Source organism: Nitrospira sp. (genome assembly GCA_035968315.1).
In the GTDB taxonomy this organism is placed as follows: Bacteria; Nitrospirota; Nitrospiria; order Nitrospirales; family Nitrospiraceae; genus Nitrospira_D.
Window position 1 is genome coordinate 229,768 of sequence record JAVYIN010000007.1, and the last position, 17,964, is coordinate 247,731.

General features: G+C 61.2%; 15 protein-coding genes. 6 read left to right on the forward strand and 9 right to left on the reverse strand.

Annotated elements, in window-relative coordinates; all coding sequences use genetic code 11:
* Positions 1 to 58 precede the first annotated feature (58 nt).
* The 9 genes from RI101_10905 to RI101_10945 all read right to left on the reverse strand — a co-directional run bounded on the left by RI101_10905 (position 59) and on the right by RI101_10945 (position 9,830).
* Entirely contained in the window at positions 59 to 682 is a 624-nt protein-coding gene (locus RI101_10905) for a hypothetical protein (protein MEC4890559.1), read from the reverse strand.
* Positions 683 to 733: 51 nt separating this feature from the next.
* Positions 734 to 1,270 carry an OmpA family protein gene (locus RI101_10910; GenBank protein ID MEC4890560.1) on the reverse strand — a complete coding sequence of 179 codons (537 nt, stop codon included), beginning with the start codon at positions 1,268 to 1,270 and terminating at the stop codon, positions 734 to 736.
* Positions 1,271 to 1,965: 695 nt separating this feature from the next.
* A complete protein-coding gene (locus RI101_10915) occupies positions 1,966 to 2,610 on the reverse strand; it encodes a response regulator transcription factor (GenBank protein MEC4890561.1) in 645 nt (214 codons plus the stop codon).
* The gene (locus RI101_10920) at positions 2,603 to 3,772 is read right to left on the reverse strand and encodes a sensor histidine kinase (GenBank protein MEC4890562.1); all 1,170 of its coding nucleotides are present in this window, start codon (positions 3,770 to 3,772) and stop codon (positions 2,603 to 2,605) included. The genes RI101_10915 and RI101_10920 overlap by 8 nt, the downstream gene beginning before the upstream one ends.
* A gap of 72 nt (positions 3,773 to 3,844) precedes the next feature.
* Entirely contained in the window at positions 3,845 to 6,493 is a 2,649-nt protein-coding gene (mutS, locus tag RI101_10925) for a DNA mismatch repair protein MutS (GenBank protein MEC4890563.1), read from the reverse strand.
* On the reverse strand, positions 6,486 to 6,830 hold the full coding sequence (locus RI101_10930; protein ID MEC4890564.1) for a LapA family protein: 345 nt from the start codon (positions 6,828 to 6,830) through the stop codon (positions 6,486 to 6,488). Before RI101_10930 ends, mutS begins: the two co-directional genes overlap by 8 nt.
* Positions 6,827 to 7,459: a tRNA (adenosine(37)-N6)-threonylcarbamoyltransferase complex ATPase subunit type 1 TsaE gene (gene tsaE / locus RI101_10935; GenBank protein MEC4890565.1), complete on the reverse strand. Its 633-nt coding sequence runs from the start codon at positions 7,457 to 7,459 to the stop codon at positions 6,827 to 6,829. The genes RI101_10930 and tsaE overlap by 4 nt, the downstream gene beginning before the upstream one ends.
* On the reverse strand, positions 7,431 to 8,987 hold the full coding sequence (locus RI101_10940) for an NAD(P)H-hydrate dehydratase (protein ID MEC4890566.1): 1,557 nt from the start codon (positions 8,985 to 8,987) through the stop codon (positions 7,431 to 7,433). The genes tsaE and RI101_10940 overlap by 29 nt, the downstream gene beginning before the upstream one ends.
* Positions 8,988 to 9,116: 129 nt before the next feature.
* Positions 9,117 to 9,830: a pyridoxine 5'-phosphate synthase gene (locus tag RI101_10945; protein ID MEC4890567.1), complete on the reverse strand. Its 714-nt coding sequence runs from the start codon at positions 9,828 to 9,830 to the stop codon at positions 9,117 to 9,119.
* A 290-nt stretch (positions 9,831 to 10,120) separates the two neighbouring features.
* Between RI101_10945 and alaC the strand changes: the two genes are divergently transcribed.
* The 6 genes from alaC to cimA are packed head-to-tail and all read left to right on the forward strand — an operon-like array spanning position 10,121 to position 17,875.
* Positions 10,121 to 11,317 (forward strand): alanine transaminase, encoded by a 1,197-nt coding sequence (gene alaC / locus RI101_10950; protein ID MEC4890568.1) that lies wholly within the window; start codon positions 10,121 to 10,123, stop codon positions 11,315 to 11,317.
* The gene (locus RI101_10955) at positions 11,314 to 12,627 is read left to right on the forward strand and encodes a homoserine dehydrogenase (protein MEC4890569.1); all 1,314 of its coding nucleotides are present in this window, start codon (positions 11,314 to 11,316) and stop codon (positions 12,625 to 12,627) included. The genes alaC and RI101_10955 overlap by 4 nt, the downstream gene beginning before the upstream one ends.
* A gap of 4 nt (positions 12,628 to 12,631) precedes the next feature.
* Positions 12,632 to 13,690: a threonine synthase gene (gene thrC / locus RI101_10960; protein MEC4890570.1), complete on the forward strand. Its 1,059-nt coding sequence runs from the start codon at positions 12,632 to 12,634 to the stop codon at positions 13,688 to 13,690.
* A gap of 17 nt (positions 13,691 to 13,707) precedes the next feature.
* Positions 13,708 to 14,919: a 2,3-bisphosphoglycerate-independent phosphoglycerate mutase gene (apgM, locus tag RI101_10965; protein ID MEC4890571.1), complete on the forward strand. Its 1,212-nt coding sequence runs from the start codon at positions 13,708 to 13,710 to the stop codon at positions 14,917 to 14,919.
* Between the two features lie 4 nt (positions 14,920 to 14,923).
* Positions 14,924 to 16,165 carry an aspartate kinase gene (locus RI101_10970; protein ID MEC4890572.1) on the forward strand — a complete coding sequence of 414 codons (1,242 nt, stop codon included), beginning with the start codon at positions 14,924 to 14,926 and terminating at the stop codon, positions 16,163 to 16,165.
* A gap of 60 nt (positions 16,166 to 16,225) precedes the next feature.
* On the forward strand, positions 16,226 to 17,875 hold the full coding sequence (gene cimA / locus RI101_10975) for a citramalate synthase (GenBank protein MEC4890573.1): 1,650 nt from the start codon (positions 16,226 to 16,228) through the stop codon (positions 17,873 to 17,875).
* Positions 17,876 to 17,964: the final 89 nt, after the last annotated feature.

Consider the following 17,964-nt stretch of genomic DNA (forward strand, 5'->3'; position numbering starts at 1 on the left):
CCAGAGAGAGGCCTCACTGGGCCAGGGAGCGGCAAGGGCTGCGCGTGAAGCCCGGATGCTATTTCAGGCGAATCATCCGTCCTTCAATTCTGAGATCTCCGATCAGCTTCTGGAAATTCTTCTCGAACAGTTCATCGGTCAAGCGCTGGGCATCGGTCGGCTCGAACCAGAAAACTTGATCGCTGCCCGATCCGGAGACCCGTTCACGGACGACACTCTCGTCCGCATGATTCGCGATCTGAAATTTCATCGAATTCTTCGCCGTCAGATCGGTATGCATAAATCCGCTTGTCGCATCGATGGACAGATCCTGAATCGTGCCGGTGATCGTAATATCGGCCCCCTCGCTTCCTACGGTGCGAGCAAGTGAGGCTTTCCAGCCCTGCCGGTTCAAATAGTCGACGAGGGCTTGCGATGCGGCCCGTGGAACGGTGCCGCTCGGCAGGTCGAAATAACTGACCCCTCCCCAAAGGTGGGACCGCATTCCAAGGTGCGCCTGGTTGGCCCGTTGATCGTCGAAGGGGAGCACCGCGATCCGGGGGCCATTTACGGTCGTGGAAGCCATTCGTTCCCCTGCGCCTGTTCCTGGAATCAGGACATCGATACGTTCGCCTTTGCCGGCACAGCCTGCAACCATGATGATTCCCAGTACAGAGAAAAGCAGCACCTTAGAACGAACCACGGCAACCTCCTTCCGATATGAAGCCTGCTCGCCAAATAAATTCAGCGGGAGCTATTGGATAACGAAATGAGCACGGCGATTGTATTTCCAGCATCCTTCATTGTGCTCTTTGCAGAAAGGTTTGACCTCGCCATAGCTGGTGGTTAGCAGCCGGGCCGCCGGGACTCCGAGATCCTCCAGGTAGCGTTTGGCCGCCTTGGCGCGTTTCTCGCCAAGTACCAAATTGTAGGCCAGGGTGCCACGCTCGTCACAATGCCCTTCGATCAAGAAGGATTTTCCCGATTCATTTTTGATCCAGCTCGCATTCCGTTCCAGAACGGGTTGGGCGTCGCGGCGGATCGCATATTGGTCGAAGTCAAAGAAGATGTCTCCCGGGCTGGTAAAGTCCGGAGCATTGGAGGCGGAGGGAGAAACTGGAGAAGGGGCTGACCCGCGACTTGGTAAGGGACTGCTGCCTGGAGTTGCGGGCCCACTGAACGATGCTCTTGAATTAGGCGCTCGGCTATCCCCGTTTGCGGCTGGTGTCGTGAGTGAGGCGATCGGTTCTTGACGGACGGTTTCGGCCGCCTCATTCCCCTTGGTTGTCATGGATTGGTCGCCGGATCCAGAGGTGACCTGCCGGCTAGCGCAGCCTTCCCCTCCGATGAGAACCGATAGACAACCGATCATGGTTCCGAACACGATTACCGCTCGGCATGGCGACATTCTTCACCTCAGCGCTGGTTGTGGTTGTGCGTACTCATGTTCTGATTCAGGGGGAATGGACCCTTTAGATTCGGTCAATCAGGGAGAGGCCAGACCAGTCACACATGCGAGGATAGGGGACGGAGGCTGAGGAGGCCATTCCTGAAGCGCCCGCCCCCTGCCCTCTTTCACATGGGACTGATCTGGGGTCTCATCAGTGCGTTCCTTCCTAACTATCCTCTCATCTGCCCGCATCGGTGACAGATTGTGTGGCACCACCAAACATCGATCGGTGCAAGACGGTGCCTGGTCAAATAGATTGCTGGCTCTCCCCATTCTTCTTGGGAAGCTTGCTCAGAAAGGCCATCTTGCACGCGGGTGCAGCTGTCGCAGACCAGGATGACCCGGCGCCCCATCCAGAGGCTGGGCAAGCTCACAGGATTGCGGTCATTTCTGGCACTCACCTCTGCACCGCCTGGCAATATTGCGAGCGTAAGACGGCTTGATATACGGCGTTTGCAGCAAGGAGGGAACTCGTAAAATCCGAAGGAGTGAAGGAAATTTCTACGAGGCCATGATGCGCCGGCAGGCTCTGCCGGTTAGGTCGTGGTCACAATCCCGTGGGCGATCGCATACTTGATGAGATCCGCAGTGCTCTGCAATTTGAGCTGTTCCATGATCTGTCCCTTGTGAAACTCCACGGTCCGGGAAGAGATGTGTAAAATGCCGGCGATGTCTTTTGCCGTGCGGCCTTCCGTGAGGAGTTGCAAGACTTCCCGCTGCCGCATCGTGAGGCCGTCGGCGCCGCTCTGCTTTCCCGGAGTCTTGGAGAGAAAGACCTCCAGCAGATCCTTCGTGATGAGGGGAGTGATGTAGGAGTGTCCTGCGATCACGGCGCGAATCGCCTGCTCCAGTTCATCCACCGCCGAGCGTTTGAGCACATAGGCCGACGCGCCGGCTTCAAAGGCGGCGCGCACATAGTCGGTATCGGCATGCATCGTGACGAAAATCAATTTGGCTTGCGGGCAGATTTTCTTGAGCTGTCCTGCGGCATCGATGCCGTTCAGCAGCGGCATCGATACATCGAGAATGATGATATCCGGCTGCAGGGCTTTGGCCGAGTCCAGGAGGGCGCGGCCGTCCGTGGCCGTGCCGACGAGATTGTAATGGCCTTCAAGGATTCGACGAAATCCCTCGATGATGAGGGTGTGGTCGTCGGCCAGGAGAATGCTGGGTCTATACATGGGAAGCCTCCATGTTGCGCGGAATCTCGACCCGGATATGGGTTCCTTTTCCCCTGCTGGAGTCGATATCCAGGCGTCCTTTGGCCAGGCGCACACGCTCCTTCATACTGAGCAGCCCCAAGTGGGTGCCGGTGTGGCCGAGGGCTGCGGCGTCGAATCCGACGCCGTTGTCACGCACCGAGAGGTACACCAAATCGTCGTCACAGATCAATTCCACCTCCACCTGGGAGGCCTGCGCATGGTGGGCAACGTTGCTCAGGCTTTCTTGCACGACACGGTAGATGCAGATGGCCAATTCCGCGGGCAGGACCGTGGCGGGGTCCTGATGGACGTAGCTGGTGGTAATGCCGTTGCGGCCGGAGAAGTCGTCGAGGAGCCGCCGTACCGCTTTCAGCAAGCCTAAATCGTCAAGGATGGATGGATGAAAGCGGTAGGCCATTTGCCGTACATCATCGGAGATCGAAGTCAGCCGTTCGGACACCAGGCGGATCGCCGAACGGAGTGTCTCGGGATCCGAGGAAGGATCTTTTTCAGCCTGCCGAAGGTCCATGGAAAGCATGGCAAGCCGCTGGTTGATGTCGTCGTGCAGATCGCGGGACAGCCGCCGCCGGTCTTCTTCCTGGGCCGTGAGCAGTTGCCCGGCCAGGGCGCGCAGGTCCTCGCGGCTTTGCTGAAGCTCCCGCTGGCTGGCCTGCAGCGTGACCTCGCTGGCTCGGAGCGATCGCTCCGTTTCGATGCGTTCGGCGATTTCCTCCACCAGCGCTTGGTTGACCGTCGCCAGTTCACGCGTACGAACCTGCACCCGCGCTTCGAGATCGTCGTGCGCGCGCCGGAGCGTATCTTCCGCTCTCCGCCGGTGCAGAAAGAACAGCACCGGCAGCCAGATGGCGGTTAGGCTGAATAAGCGGTTGGTCACTCCCATCCAGAGTGGCACGCCGTCGAGCGTCGGGCTCAGAGCCACGTCGGCCATCGTCAGGACGGAACAGATAGAAGCCGTGATCAGCGGGCCGGTGCGGTTCGGCAGCAGAAAGGAGAGAATGACCAGTCCGCCGTAGAGGACGCCGTTTCCGATTCCCAGAGGAAGATAGAGGTCGAGGCAAAAGAGCGCGATCCCCAGGCCGATGATCGCCAGCAACAGTCGCCGATTGGCATCGTATGCCATGAAGCCCTCGCAGGCCGGTATTATCCGACTAACAGGGAACGGCCATCAAGAGGCTGCCGAGGGAGCGTGCGGTTATTCGGTGCGCTCATTTTGACTGGCCGGCTGGACCATGCGCTGGAGTTCGGCAAGGCGATTGAGGGCGTCCAGGGGGGTCATGGAGAAGAGATCGATCTGCCGGACTTCTTCCACAATGGCGTGCGGTTGCGGGAGCGGCGGTGCGTGAGGCTGGGCCGGCTTGGTCTGCTGAATCGTCGTTGACTCCGGCTGTTCGAGTTGAGCCAGCACATCCTGGGCGCGGCCGATGACCGATTCCGGCAGGCCGGCCAGCTTGGCCACGTGGATGCCGTAGCTGCGGTCGGCCCCGCCGGCGACGATTTTTCGCAGAAAGACCACCTCGCCGTCCATTTCTCGGACATCGACGCGATAGTTTTTGATGCCTTCCCGCTGCTGTTCTAGCTGCGTCATCTCGTGGTAATGCGTGGCGAAAAGGGTGCGCGCGCCGAGATGGGTGCGGTCGTGAATGTATTCCGCGACCGCCCAGGCGATGCTAAGGCCGTCATACGTGCTGGTGCCCCGCCCAATTTCATCCAGGAGAATCAGGCTGCGTACGGTAGCGTGATGAAGGATGGTGGCGGTCTCCACCATTTCGACCATGAACGTACTGTGGCCGCTGGCCAGATTGTCCGACGCGCCGACCCTGGTGAAGATACGGTCTACAATGCCGATTCTGGCTTCCGCCGCGGGAACGAAACTGCCGATCTGGGCCAGCAGCACGATCAAGGCGACTTGGCGGAGAAAGGTGCTTTTGCCCGCCATGTTCGGGCCGGTCAGGATCAGGAGCCGGTGGGAGTCCAGATTCAACTGCGTGTCATTGGGCACGAAGGCCGTGTCGTCGCGGAGCCGCTCGACGACGGGATGGCGGCCTCCGCGGATGTCGATAATCCCGCTCTCGTCGATGGCGGGTTTCGTATATTGGTTGAGCGCGGCGGTTTCGGCGAGCCCGGCGAGCACGTCGATCAGGGACAACTTGTCCGCCATGGTTTGGAGCCTGGGGGCCTGCTTCGCCAGCTCTGCGCGCACCTGTGCAAACAGCTCCTGTTCCAATGCCAGGAGTTTGACTTCGGCGCCGGTGACGCGCTCTTCGAGTTCTTTCAGCTCGGGAGTCATGAAGCGCTCGGCATTGACCAGGGTTTGTTTGCGGATAAAGTCGGCGGGCACGCGGGACAGATTCGCCTTGGTGATTTCGATATAGTATCCGAACACCTGGTTGTAGCGGACTTTCAATGACTCAATGCCGGTCCGCTCCCGCTCCTTCGCTTCCAGCGCGGCGATCCAGTGCTTGCCTTCCTTGGCGGCTTTCCGGAGCTCGTCTACTTCGGCATGATGGCCGTCCCGGATCACGCCACCGTCCCGCACTGACAGGGGCGCATCCGGGTGGACGGCCTGTTCGATTAGTTCGTAGAGATCCCGCCCGTCGTCCCACGATGAGCGGGTCTCAACCAGCAACGGACTGGAAAGCGCCTGCAATTGCGCGGCGATTTCCGGAAGCGTGGCAAGCGATTGCTTCAGGGCCAGTGCTTCTCGCGGGCCTGCCACACCGAGAACCATCCGCCCGCTGAGGCGGGAGATGTCCTGCACGTCCCGCAGAGCCGACCGCAAGGCCACGCGGGGCTGCATACGGTCTTTGAGCTCTCCGACCGCATCCAGCCTGGCTCGAATGGCCTCACCCTGAATCAATGGACGCACGAGCCAGTGGCGCAAGAGACGGCTGCCCATCGAGGTGACTGTTCGATCAAGCACCGACAAGAGGGTTGCCGGTTTGCTTTCATGGCTCTCGTCGAAGCTCCCCATCGGCTTGAGCAGCTCCAGATTGCGAATGGTCACGCTGTCCAGATGCATGGCGTCCGCTGTGCGGCGCACGCGCGGACGCTGAAGATGGTCGAGCGGGGCGGCCGGTTGCGTTTCGCGGAAATAGTCCAGCACCGCGCCAGCCGCGCCGATGCCCGCCGTCAGGCCGTGGCAGCCGAATGCATCCAGCGAGTGGACGTGAAATTGGTCTTGGAGCAGGCGCGCGGCCCGCTGCTGGTCGAACGATGCGGCCGGCCGTTCGCAGAGCCGGGCATTGCGAATCTGGCCGAGCCACGGCGGCTGCCGATCCGGCATGGGACAGAAAAGAATTTCACGCGGCTCCAGCCGGGCCAGTTCATCCAGCGCTTGCGGGCCGGCCTGCGCACCGTGGAATTCCGTGATCCAAAACTCGCCCGTTGACACTTCGAGCATCGCGAGGCCGATCACCGGCTGCTGCTTGGCGGCTGCGCCCACGGACATGGCGGCCAGAAAGTTCGACTCGGCCGGCGAGAGAAACTCCGTCTCGACGAGCGTGCCGGGCGTGTAGAGCCGGACGACTTCCCGCCGCACCAGTCCCTTGGCCAACTTCGGATCTTCGACCTGTTCGCACAGGGCGACGGTGCGGCCGGCCTTCAGGAGTTTCGCAATATAGCCGGTGGCGGCATGGTAGGGCACGCCGCAGAGGGGCACCGGCTCGGGGCTGTTCTTGTCGCGCGAGGTGAGGGCGATGGAGAGGAGGCGCGAGGCTTCCTGCGCGTCCTGATAAAACATTTCGTAAAAGTCGCCGACGCGGAAAAATAGAATGGCCTGCGGATAGCCGCGCTTGATCTCCCGATATTGCCGCATGAGCGGGCTGGCCTCGTGGTCACTCATCGACGAGGTCCTGTCCCGGTTCGGACGCCGGGGAAGCGGCCGAGCGGCCGGCCAGTTTCTCAAGCGATTGGCGGGCCCGTTCGAGATCGACTTCCACCTCCTGGAGCGCTTTGGTTTTCCGCCGCAGTTCGATTCGTCCCCGCACCCAGGGGGGGAACAAGAGGATGCCGGACACGAGCAGGCCGATGGCGAAGGCGGCCAGGATCGGTTTGTAGATCGGAGTGGAGGCTTCCAGCAACCCGAAGAAGTACCGGAGCGTGACTTCCTGCTCCTGATTTTGGAGGAAAAAGGCCAGCGAGAGGAGCAGGAGAATGCCGACGAGCATCAAGCGAATCATGGCTGGCGGCGCCTCCCTGTCGTGCTGCGCGAGCGTGCGGGGCCTGTTGCCGGGACAGGAGAGGGGCGGAGACGGGCACGGCGGAGCGTCGCCAGGAGCTGAGCGGATTGAGGCCCTTGTGCGGCGAGGTGTGCCGTTCTCGCCGTCGGACTGGCATGCTGCAACGTTATGTCGAGCCGGTCTGCAGGGAGTACGGCCGGAAACTTATCAGCCCACTCGATGGCGGTGACGGTAAGGCCGTGAAAGTAATCTTGCAAGCCGGTGGATTCGGCTTCGGCATCAGAGCGAAGCCGGTAGAGATCCACATGCACCAACGGCAGGCGGCCTTGATATTCATGGATCAGCACAAAGGTCGGGCTGCTTACCGCCTGTGGCGGCGCACCGAGGCCGGCGGCGATTCCGCGGACCAGGGCGGTCTTGCCGGCGCCCAATTCACCCGAGAGGGCCAAGGTTTCACCGCCTGTCAGGGCGCGTCCAATGGCCCGGCCGAAGGCCTCTGTGGCAGCCTGGGACGAAAGCGTGATGGTCCACTCCGATGCCGAGGCACGAGGGGTGGGATGTGGCGCGCGGGGCTTCTGTGTTTTGCTGATCGGCATGCGGTTAGATGGCGCCAAGGGTGTTGAGCGCATGGGGAATCTGTTCGATCACATCTCCGGCAATCATTCCGGCTTGTCCGTTGACTTCGGCCGCCAGGTCGCCGGCGAGTCCGTGCAGATACGTCGCGGCGCAGGCCGCGTCCCACGAGGCCAGGCCCTGGGCGAGTAAGCCCACCATGATGCCGGTGAGGACATCGCCGGTTCCGGCGGTAGCCATGCCCGGATTGCCGGTCGGGCAGATCGCCACCAAGCCATCCGGTCTGGCAATGATGGTTCTGGCGCCTTTGAGCACGAGATACACGCCGCGCTCCCGCGCAAAACGAGTGGCTGTGCCGATGCGATCGGCATTGACGGATTGGACCGTGGCATCCGTTTCCAATCTGGCCATTTCGCCGGGATGCGGGGTGAGAATGGGCGGAATCGTGCATTCGGTCAAGAGGCTGGCCCGTCCGGCAAGGGCATTCAGCGCATCGGCGTCGAGCACAGCCGGCCGGTCGAGCTGCTTGATCAGGGCCTGTATGAGTTCCACCGTTTCCGGATGGGTCGAGAGCCCGGGGCCGATGGCGACGGCGGTTCGCGCGGTGACAAAGGCTTTCAGGCGATCCACGGCGGTGCGTGCAAAGGTACGGGCTTTGGTGTCCGGCATCGGCAGGGTCATGGCTTCGAGGAGTTTCGCTTCCAGGACGTCGTTCACGCTTGCCGGGATGGCCACCGTGACCAGTCCGGCTCCCGCTCGGAGCGCCGCGTTCGCCGCCATGGCGGCGGCGCCGGTTTTCCCGACAGAGCCGGCGATGATGCCCGCATGGCCGAAGGTCCCTTTGTGGCTGGAGAGCCGGCGCGTGGGGAGGACGGAGCGGACAAACGGAGCGGTGATCAGGTTGATCCGGCTTTCCATCGCATCGACATAGGCCGGGGGAATGCCGATATCAACGGTCTCCACGTGGCCGGCGTGGTCGATCCCCTGGTTGTGGAACAAGCCCAGCTTGGGCAATCCGAAGGTCACCGTCAGATCGGCCATCACCGCCCGTCCCAAGACCGCGCCGGTGTCCGCATGAATGCCTGACGGCAGATCGACCGCGACGGTCAGGCGGCGGGCCTGATTGATGCTGTCGATGGCGTGGCCGTAACGGCCGGTCACGTCGGAGGCGAGGCCGGTGCCCAGCAAGGCATCGACGATCACGTCGCTGTCACGAAGGATCGCCTGAATCTGGCTTGTGGAGGCAAACGGCTTGATCGCTGTCTTTCCGGCCGCGCGCACGAGTTGCCGATACATGGTGGCGGCATCGCGGCTGAGATCTGCCAGCGGCGCCAGCGCGAGCGTGCGGACGTTCGCCCGTTGTTTGTGAAGCAAGCGGGCCACGACGAACCCGTCGCCGCCATTGTTGCCCTTTCCGCAGAGGACTGTGACGGTCTTGCCGCGCAATGGGCCCAGGTGCTGTTCGAGGCAGGTCACGACGCCGGCTCCGGCCCGTTCCATCAACGTGGTGCCGGGCACGCCGGCTTCCTCGATGGTTCGACGATCGAGCGATTGCATCTGTGCGGCGGTGACAATTTTTCTCATCGCAAAGGACCGCCTGCGCGCTGGCCGCGCGGCCGGAAGGGGATCGAATCCGACTCGTCTGATGTGCCGCGTGGGTGTGGTGTCATAGCCTGATTGGGATGCCCGGGTGATGCGACGCCGGCAGGCAGGCTAGCTCAGCAAGGCCTTCATCTCTTTGACTGCCTGGTCAAGGCCGACGAGGACGGCGCGGGCGATGATGCTGTGCCCGATGTTGTATTCGACAATCTCCGGAATATGCGTGAGCCGCTTGACGTTCCGGTAATTGAGCCCATGCCCCGCATTCACGCCCATGCCCAATTTGTACGCGAGTTTCGCGGCCAGGGTGATCGCTTCGAACTCGGCATCCGCTTCTTTCGACCGGGTGGCATTGGCATAGCGGCCGGTGTGGAGTTCGACGAAGTCCGCCGCGATCTTGTGGGCGGCTTTGATCTGATTGAGATCGGGTTCGACAAATAGGCTGACGGGGATCCCGCCGTCGTGCAGCATGGCCACGATGGCCTGAACCCGGTCTTTGTGCCCGACGACATCGAGGCCGCCTTCGGTGGTGAGTTCCTGCCGCTTTTCTGGAACCAGCGTCACCAAATCAGGCTTGACCGCCAGCGCGATCTTCGCCATGGCCTCATCCGCCGCGATTTCCAGATCGAGCTTGGTATGGACAATCTCCCGCAAGAGCTGGAGGTCTTTGTCCTGAATATGCCGCCGATCTTCCCGCAGATGGACAACCAGGCCGTCGGCGCCAGCCAATTCCACGAGGATGGCGGCGGCCAGCGGGTCCGGATCGGTGCCGCCTCGTGCTTGGCGAAGGGTTGCCACGTGATCGATGTTGACGCCCAGTCTGGCCATCGAGGCTCCTTGAACCAATCGGATACTGCCGGATGCGGCATGGATGATGGGGAAAACCGAGGCATTATTAGCAGAAGGCGTGCAGCGGAGCAAGATGAACCGGGTGCTGAGGCTCTGGATGCCCCCTCACGGAGTGTTGGCCGGCGTTGGATCGGAACCCCACAGAATCACAAGGCAAATTGACTCAACCGAGGCCCTCCATTAGAATAGGCCCTTCTTGACGGCCGGCGAGTCCTCAACCGAGTGAGGCGCCGTCTTTCGTATGGGTGTGTTCACAGTAAAGGATTGTCATGGGTTTGGGCGACGGGTTCTATCGGTTAAAGCGGCTCCCTCCTTACGTCTTTGCACAAGTTCAGGCTCTCAAGCTGGAAGCGCGGCAGCGCGGGGAAGATGTGATCGACTTCGGGATGGGCAATCCCGATCAGCCGACGCCGCCCCATATCGTCGAGAAGCTGATTGAAGCGGCGCGCAAGGGCAAGAACCATCGCTACTCCGCGTCGCGCGGCATTACTAAGCTGCGCCACGCGATCTGCGGCTGGTACAAGCGGAATTATAATGTCGATTTGGATCCGGAAACCGAAGCGATCGTCACGATCGGCTCCAAGGAAGGGCTCGCCCATCTGGCGCTGGCGATGATCGGTCCCGGCGACGTGGTGCTGACGCCCACGCCGACGTACCCGATCCATATGTACAGTTTTATCATTGCCGGCGGCGAGGTGCGGGGCATTGAGTTGCGGCAGGACAGTGATTTCTTCGAAGATCTGCAGCGGGTCTACCGGCAGACGATTCCCCGTCCCAAGATTTTGGTCATCAATTTTCCGCATAATCCGACGACGGCGGTGGTCGATATCGAGTTCTTCAAGAAGATCGTGGCGTTTGCGAAAGAAAACGATGTCATTGTCATACACGATCTGGCGTATGCCGACCTCGTGTTCGATGGCTATAAGGCCCCGAGCTTCCTGCAGGCCCCTGGAGCGAAGGATGTCGGGGTGGAGTTTTATACGCTGTCGAAGGCCTACAATATGCCGGGCTGGCGGGTCGGGTTCTGCGTCGGCAATCGTGAAGTGGTCGGGGCGCTGGCCAAGATCAAGAGCTATCTCGACTACGGCATCTTTCAGCCCATTCAGATTGCGAGCGTCATCGCGCTCAACGGTCCGCAGGACTGCGTGAAAGAGACGGTGCTGCGCTATCAGAAGCGGCGGGATGTGCTGGTCGGCGGCCTGAACCGCATCGGCTGGGAGGTGCCCAAGCCGCTTGCGACGATGTTTGTCTGGGCGCGGATTCCCCCGGCCTACCGGCATCTCGGGTCGCTGGAATTTTCCAAGCTGCTGCTGCGTGAGGCCAAGGTCGCCGTCTCCCCCGGGATCGGATTTGGTGAAGGGGGCGATGAGTACGTGCGATTCGGGCTCGTCGAGAATGAGCACCGGACTCGCCAGGCCGTGCGTGGGATCAAGAAGGCCTTGAAGCTCGAAGGATCAGAGGAATGAAGTCCCGTATCGGGGTTGGGCTCATCGGGTTTGGCACGGTCGGTTCCGGCGTGGCCAAAGTGCTGTTCGAGAATGCCGCGCTGATCAGCCGCCGGGTCGGTGTGCCGGTCGAACTGCTGCGGATCGCGGATCTCGATATCACGCGCGATCGCGGGGTGGCGGTGCCGGCCGGTGTTCTGACGACGGATGCCAAACAGGTGTTGACCGATCCGGCCATCGACATTGTCATCGAGCTGGTCGGCGGATACGACTTTGCGAAGCGTGTGATGCTCGAGGCCATTGCCGCCGGCAAGCATGTGGTGACGGCCAACAAGGCGTTGCTCGCGCTCCATGGGGAAGAGATTTTCGAGGCGGCGTCCCGTCAGGGCGTCGATGTGGGATTCGAGGCCAGCGTCGGGGGCGGGATTCCGGTGATCCGGGCTTTGACCGAAGGGCTGGCGGCGAACCGCATCGAGTCGATCTACGGCATCATCAACGGCACCTCGAACTATATCCTTTCCCGGATGACGCACGAGGGCCAGAGTTTCGATGCGATCCTCAAGGACGCGCAGCAGGCCGGATACGCCGAAGCGGACCCGACCTTTGATGTGGCGGGCATCGATTCGGCGCACAAGCTGGCAATTCTGGTCAATTTGGCCTATGGCACGCCGGTGAATATCAAGGACATCTATACCGAAGGTATTACGCATATCACGCCGACCGATATCGCTTATGCCAAGGAGTTCGGCTACCGGATCAAGCTGTTGGGCATCGCCAAGCTGGTGGATGGAGAAGTGGATGCCCGTGTGCATCCGACCATGGTGCCGGTGTCCGATCCGATTGCCAAGGTAGACGGGGTCTACAACGCGATTCAATTGGTCGGCGATGCGGTGGGGGATGTGATGTTGTACGGCCGGGGCGCGGGATCGCTGCCCACCGGCAGCGCGGTTGTCAGCGACGTGATCGCTATCGGGCGCAACCTGCTCAAGGGCGCTCCAGGCCGTGTGCCGCCGGCCTCGTTCCAGCGGGACCAGCGCCGCCCGATCAGGATGAAGCCGATCGAGGAAATCAGTTCGCTCTACTATCTGCGCTTCATGGTGGTGGACCGTCCCGGCGTGCTGGCACAGATTGCCGGAGAGTTGGGCCGGTGCGGTATCAGCATTTCGTCGATGCTGCAGCAGGGCCGGGGGGAAGGGCAGACGGTGTCGGTGGTGATCAAGACGCACATGGCGCAGGAGCGTGATGTGCAGACGGCGCTTCGCGAGATCAACCGCAAGCCGTTTGTATCTGAACCGGCGACGCTGATTCGGGTGGAAGGGAAGGATGAGTGATCGGATGACTCGTTGGCGCGGCATCATTGAGGAATACCGGAAGTTTCTCCCGGTGACGGAGAAGACGCCGGTGATCAGTCTGGGCGAGGGGCAGACGCCGTTGATTCGCGCTGCGCGGTTGGCCAAGGCCATTGCGCCCGGCGTCGATCTCTATTTGAAGTTCGAAGGCGCCAATCCGACCGGGTCGTTCAAAGACCGCGGCATGACCATGGCCATTTCCAAGGCGGTGGAGCAAGGGGCGCGGGCCGTCATGTGCGCCTCCACCGGCAATACGTCGGCCTCGGCCGCGGCCTATGGGGCGAGAGCCGGGCTGGCTGTTTACGTCCTGATCCCGGCGGGGAAAATTGCATTGGGGAAATTGTCTCAGGCGATGATGCATCAGGCCACGGTCATTCAGATTGAAGGCAATTTTGATCAAGCGCTCACGATCGTCAAAGACCTCTCCGTCACCCATCATATCGAACTCGTCAATTCCATCAATCCATTCCGCATCGAAGGGCAGAAAACGGCGGCCTTTGAAGTGTGCGATCAGTTGGGCGATGCGCCGAACCTGCATGTGCTGCCAGTCGGCAATGCCGGGAACATCACGGCCTATTGGAAGGGCTATCAAGAGTATCGAGCCGCGAGCCAGACGACCAAGCTTCCGCGCATGATGGGGTTCCAAGCCGCCGGGGCGGCGCCCATGGTGCTCGGCCGAATTGTGGAACAGCCGCAAACCATTGCCACCGCGATTCGCATCGGAAATCCGGCAAGCTGGACCGCCGCCTCCAAAGCGGTTGAGGAGTCGTCGGGGGCCATCGATATGGTGACGGACGAAGAAATTCTCCAAGCCTATGCCCTGGTGGCGGCGACAGAAGGCGTATTTTGCGAACCGGCTTCGGCCGCGTCGGTAGCCGGCGTGACGAAGTTGGGCCGGGCGGGGAAATTGCGGGAAGGGGAGACCGTGGTCTGTACGCTGACGGGGCATGGGTTGAAAGACGCCGATACGGCGATCGGCATTTCCAAGCCGCCGCTCACCGTCAAGGCGACGCGCGAGGATGTGGCTCGTTTGTTAAACGCATGAGGCGCATCGGATAACCTATGAAATATGTCATTCTTCATGCTGGTGGAATGGCCGACCGGCCTCGCGAGGAGCTAGCCGGGCGGACGCCCTTGCAGGCTGCCGCCACGCCGCAGCTCGACCGGCTGGCGCAACTCGGTGAAGTGGGCCTATTGGCCATCGCCGCGGATGGAAGCCGCCATGGGAGCGGACTCAGCGGGACGGCGATTCTCGGCTACGATCCCAAGAAGTACTATCAAGGGCCGGGTCCGTTCGAGGCGGCGAGCTTGGGCGTATCGGTGACCGAGCATGATGTGGTCTACCGCTGCACCATGGTAACGCTGAAGCCCGAAGGCGGAAAGATCGGCGGAGAGATCAAGAAGTTAGGGGCGCATGTCGTGATGGACGATGCGACCGCCGGGTTGATCGAAACGGACGAGGCGCGGGAGCTGATCGAAGCCATCAATGAGCAGCTGGGATCCGAGATGATCCAATTTTATCCCGGGGCCGGCCACCGCCATCTGATGGTGTGGGTCAACGGCAAGCCGCGGGCAATCTGTACCGATCCGCAGCTCGTCCAAGGCCAGACGATTACCGATTCTCTGCCGACAGGGGATGGATCCGACCTTCTGAAAAAAATGATGGATGCCTCCTATGTGATCTTGCGCGATCATCCGGTCAATGAGGAGCGGATGGCGGCGGGAAAAAAGCCGGCGAATTGTGTATGGCTCTGGGGAGAGGGGCGCGCGGCGTTGTGGCCCAGCCTTGCCGAGCGATTCCAGATCTCCGGGTCCGTGGTGACGTCGAGCGACGTGCATCGCGGCGTCGGGATTTGCGCGGGGCTGGATGCGCCCGATCCCGCCAGGCTGCAAGAGGGGGGGCTGAAGGCCAGGGCCGCGGTGGCGCTGGCTGAGTTGTCCAAGAAAGACTTCGTCTATCTGCATGCCGAGCTGACGGACGCCGTGGTGCATGGGACGGATCTCAAGGCTACTGTGCAGGGCATCGAAGAGTTCGATCGTGAACTGGTCGGCCCGCTGCTCGAGGGACTGTCGAAGATGGGTGCCTTTCGCTTCCTGGTGCTGTGCGATCAGGGCGAAGGCCGGCAGGGGCAGGCTTTCTATGCGTTCGGCGAGAGCGCGGGAAGCGGCGCCCCGGCGGCGGGACGGCGCTTCACGGAAGCCGAGGCCCAGGCCTCCAAGGCTCCGGTTCGGGACGCGACGAAGTTTGCAACCAAGTTATTTGCCAAGGGGTAATCGGGTGGCGTTGATCGTTCAGAAATATGGCGGGACCTCGGTGGGCAACATCGAGCGGATCCATAAGGTGGCGGATCGTGTGGCGCAGGCGCATCGCGCGGGCGATCAGGTGGTGGTGGTCTTGTCCGCGATGAGCGGTGAAACGGATCGTCTGGTCAAGCTGGCGCACGAAGCCACGCCGATGCCGGATGAACGTGAGATGGACATGCTGCTGTCCACCGGAGAGCGTGTCACGATTGCGCTCCTGGCGATGGACCTGCGGGGCCGCGGGATCAATGCGCGCTCCTTCACGGGACGGCAGGTGGGCATTATTACCGACAGCGCGCATACCAAGGCCCGGATCGCGCGCGTGACGGCGGACCGGCTTCGCGACGCATTGAACCAAGGCGTGATTCCGGTCGTCGCGGGGTTTCAGGGGATCAACGAGCAGTCGGATGTGACCACGCTGGGGCGCGGAGGATCCGATCTGTCGGCCGTGGCGCTGGCGGCGGCATTGAAAGCCGATCGCTGCATCATTTTCACCGACGTCGATGGTGTCTATACGGCAGACCCCAATGTTGTGCCGGCGGCCAAGCGCATCGACAAGATATCGTACGAAGAAATGCTGGAAATGGCGAGTCTTGGCGCCAAAGTGCTGCAGGCCCGGTCGGTCGAGTTCGCGGCGAAGTTCAATGTCCCGGTCGAGGTCAATTCGAGTTTTAAAGAAGGAAAGGGGACTCTCGTGACACGTGAAGATGCGGATATGGAAGCGGTCGCGGTCGCCGGCGTCACGGGCGACCGGAATCAAGCCAAGATCACGATCGTCGGCGTCCCCGACAAGCCGGGCATTGCCGCGCGGATCTTCGGGCCTGTGGCACAGGCTCATGTCAATGTCGATATGATTATCCAGAACATGGGGCAGGATTCGCTGACGGATCTTTCCTTCACCGTTCCCCGCGCGGATTTGCGCAAGGCGACGCCGATCATTCAGAGTGTGGCCAAGGAGATCGAGGCCAAGTCCGTGTCGATCACGGAGTCGATCGCCAAGGTGTCGCTGATCGGCGTGGGCATGCGCTCGCATTCCGGTGTGGCGTCGAAGATGTTCGAGGTGCTGTCTCGCGAAGGGATCAATATCCTGATGATCAGCACGTCGGAGATCAAGATCTCCTGTGTCATCGATGAGAAGTATCTTGAATTGGCGATGCGTTCGCTGCATTCGGCGTTCGGTCTCGACCAGGTGGCACAGGGAGATCGTCCGGCGAAATAGGAGCATCGCGCCACGGCAAGCCTCGACAGAGTGGCTGCGCTCTTGTTACCTTTTTAACCTATGGCTAAACAATCTTCACAGACTCGCAAGGCCCGCCGGGACGATGAGCGGAAGGCCCTGATCGTTCCGACGCTGTCCGCCGAGCGAACGGCCGCGCTGGAAATTTACGACACGACGCTTCGTGACGGCGCGCAGGCCGAAGATGTAAGCTTTTCGGCCGAGGACAAGGTGCGTGTCGCGCAGAAGCTGGACGAGCTTGGCGTGCACTACATCGAGGGCGGCTGGCCCGGCGCGAATCCGAAGGACATCGAGTTCTTCCGGATGATCAAGACCATCCCGCTCAAACATGCGTCCGTCATCGCGTTCGGCTCGACGAGGAAGGCCAGCAACTCGGCCCGTAAAGATCCGAATCTCCAGGCGCTCCTTGCGGCGGATACGACGACGATCACGCTGTTCGGGAAGACCTGGTCGTTGCACGTGACCGATGCGCTGGGGATTTCGCTCGCCAAGAATCTCGAATTGATCGGCGATTCCGTCGCCTACCTCAAGAGCAAGGGGCGGCGGGTGTTCTACGATGCCGAACATTTCTTCGACGGCTACAAGACGAATCCGGAGTATGCGCTCAACACGATCCGCAAGGCCGTCGAGGCCGGCGCCGAACGGGTGATTCTCTGCGATACGAATGGCGGGGCGATGCCCTGGGAAATCCGGGAAATTTGCGAAGTGGTGCGGCGCGAATGTGCGGTGCCGCTGGGCATTCACGCGCACAACGATTGCGAAATGGCGGTGGCGAATTCGTTGATCGCGATCGAAACCGGCATCGTGCAGGTGCAGGGGACGATCAACGGCATCGGGGAGCGCTGCGGCAACGCCAATCTCTGTTCGATCATTCCCAATCTCGAATTGAAAATGCGCCGCCCCGCGCTGAACGAGGGGCTCAGTCATCTGAAGACCGTCTCCGGTTTTGTCACGGAGATCGCCAATCATATACCCAACAAACACCAGCCGTATGTGGGGGATTCCGCGTTCGCGCACAAGGGCGGGGTCCATATCCATGCGGTGCTGAAAAATGCCGCGACCTACGAGCATATCGATCCGGCGCTGGTGGGCAATCGCCAGCGGGTGCTGGTCTCGGATTATGCGGGACGCAGCGGGCTTTTGGAAAAGCTCGAAGCCTATGGCATCACCCTCACGAAGGACCATTCAAAGCTCCAAGAGCTGGTCGATACGCTGAAAGACCACGAAAGCCAGGGGTACCAGTTCGAGGGCGCGGAGGGTTCGTTCGAGCTCTTGATGCGCAAGGCGATGGGCACGCATAAGCCGTCCTTCCAGCTGTTGGGGTACCGGGTCATCGTGGAGAAGAAACAGGACCTGGGTCCGCCCTTGTCCGAGGCGACAGTGATGGTCAAGGTCGGGGCGGTGATCGAACATACGGCGGCGGTCGGTGCCGGTCCCGTCAATGCGCTCGATCATGCGCTGCGCAAGGCCTTGGAAAAGTTCTATCCGCAACTGCGCGAAGTGAAGCTGCTCGATTACAAGGTGCGGGTGTTGGCGGCCAATAAGGGCACGGAATCGAAGGTGCGTGTGCTGATCGAATCCGGCGACCACAAAGATAAGTGGGGAACGGTGGGCGTGTCGGAGAACATCATGGAAGCCACCTGGCAGGCGCTGGCCGACAGCATCGAGTACAAGCTGTTGTCAAAAAAATAGCGGTCGATAGACCGTATATCTCGATATTTATTCTTGACAGACTTCCTAACCTCACGTAACTTAAGCAAAACTTTCCGTCTGCCGAAAGC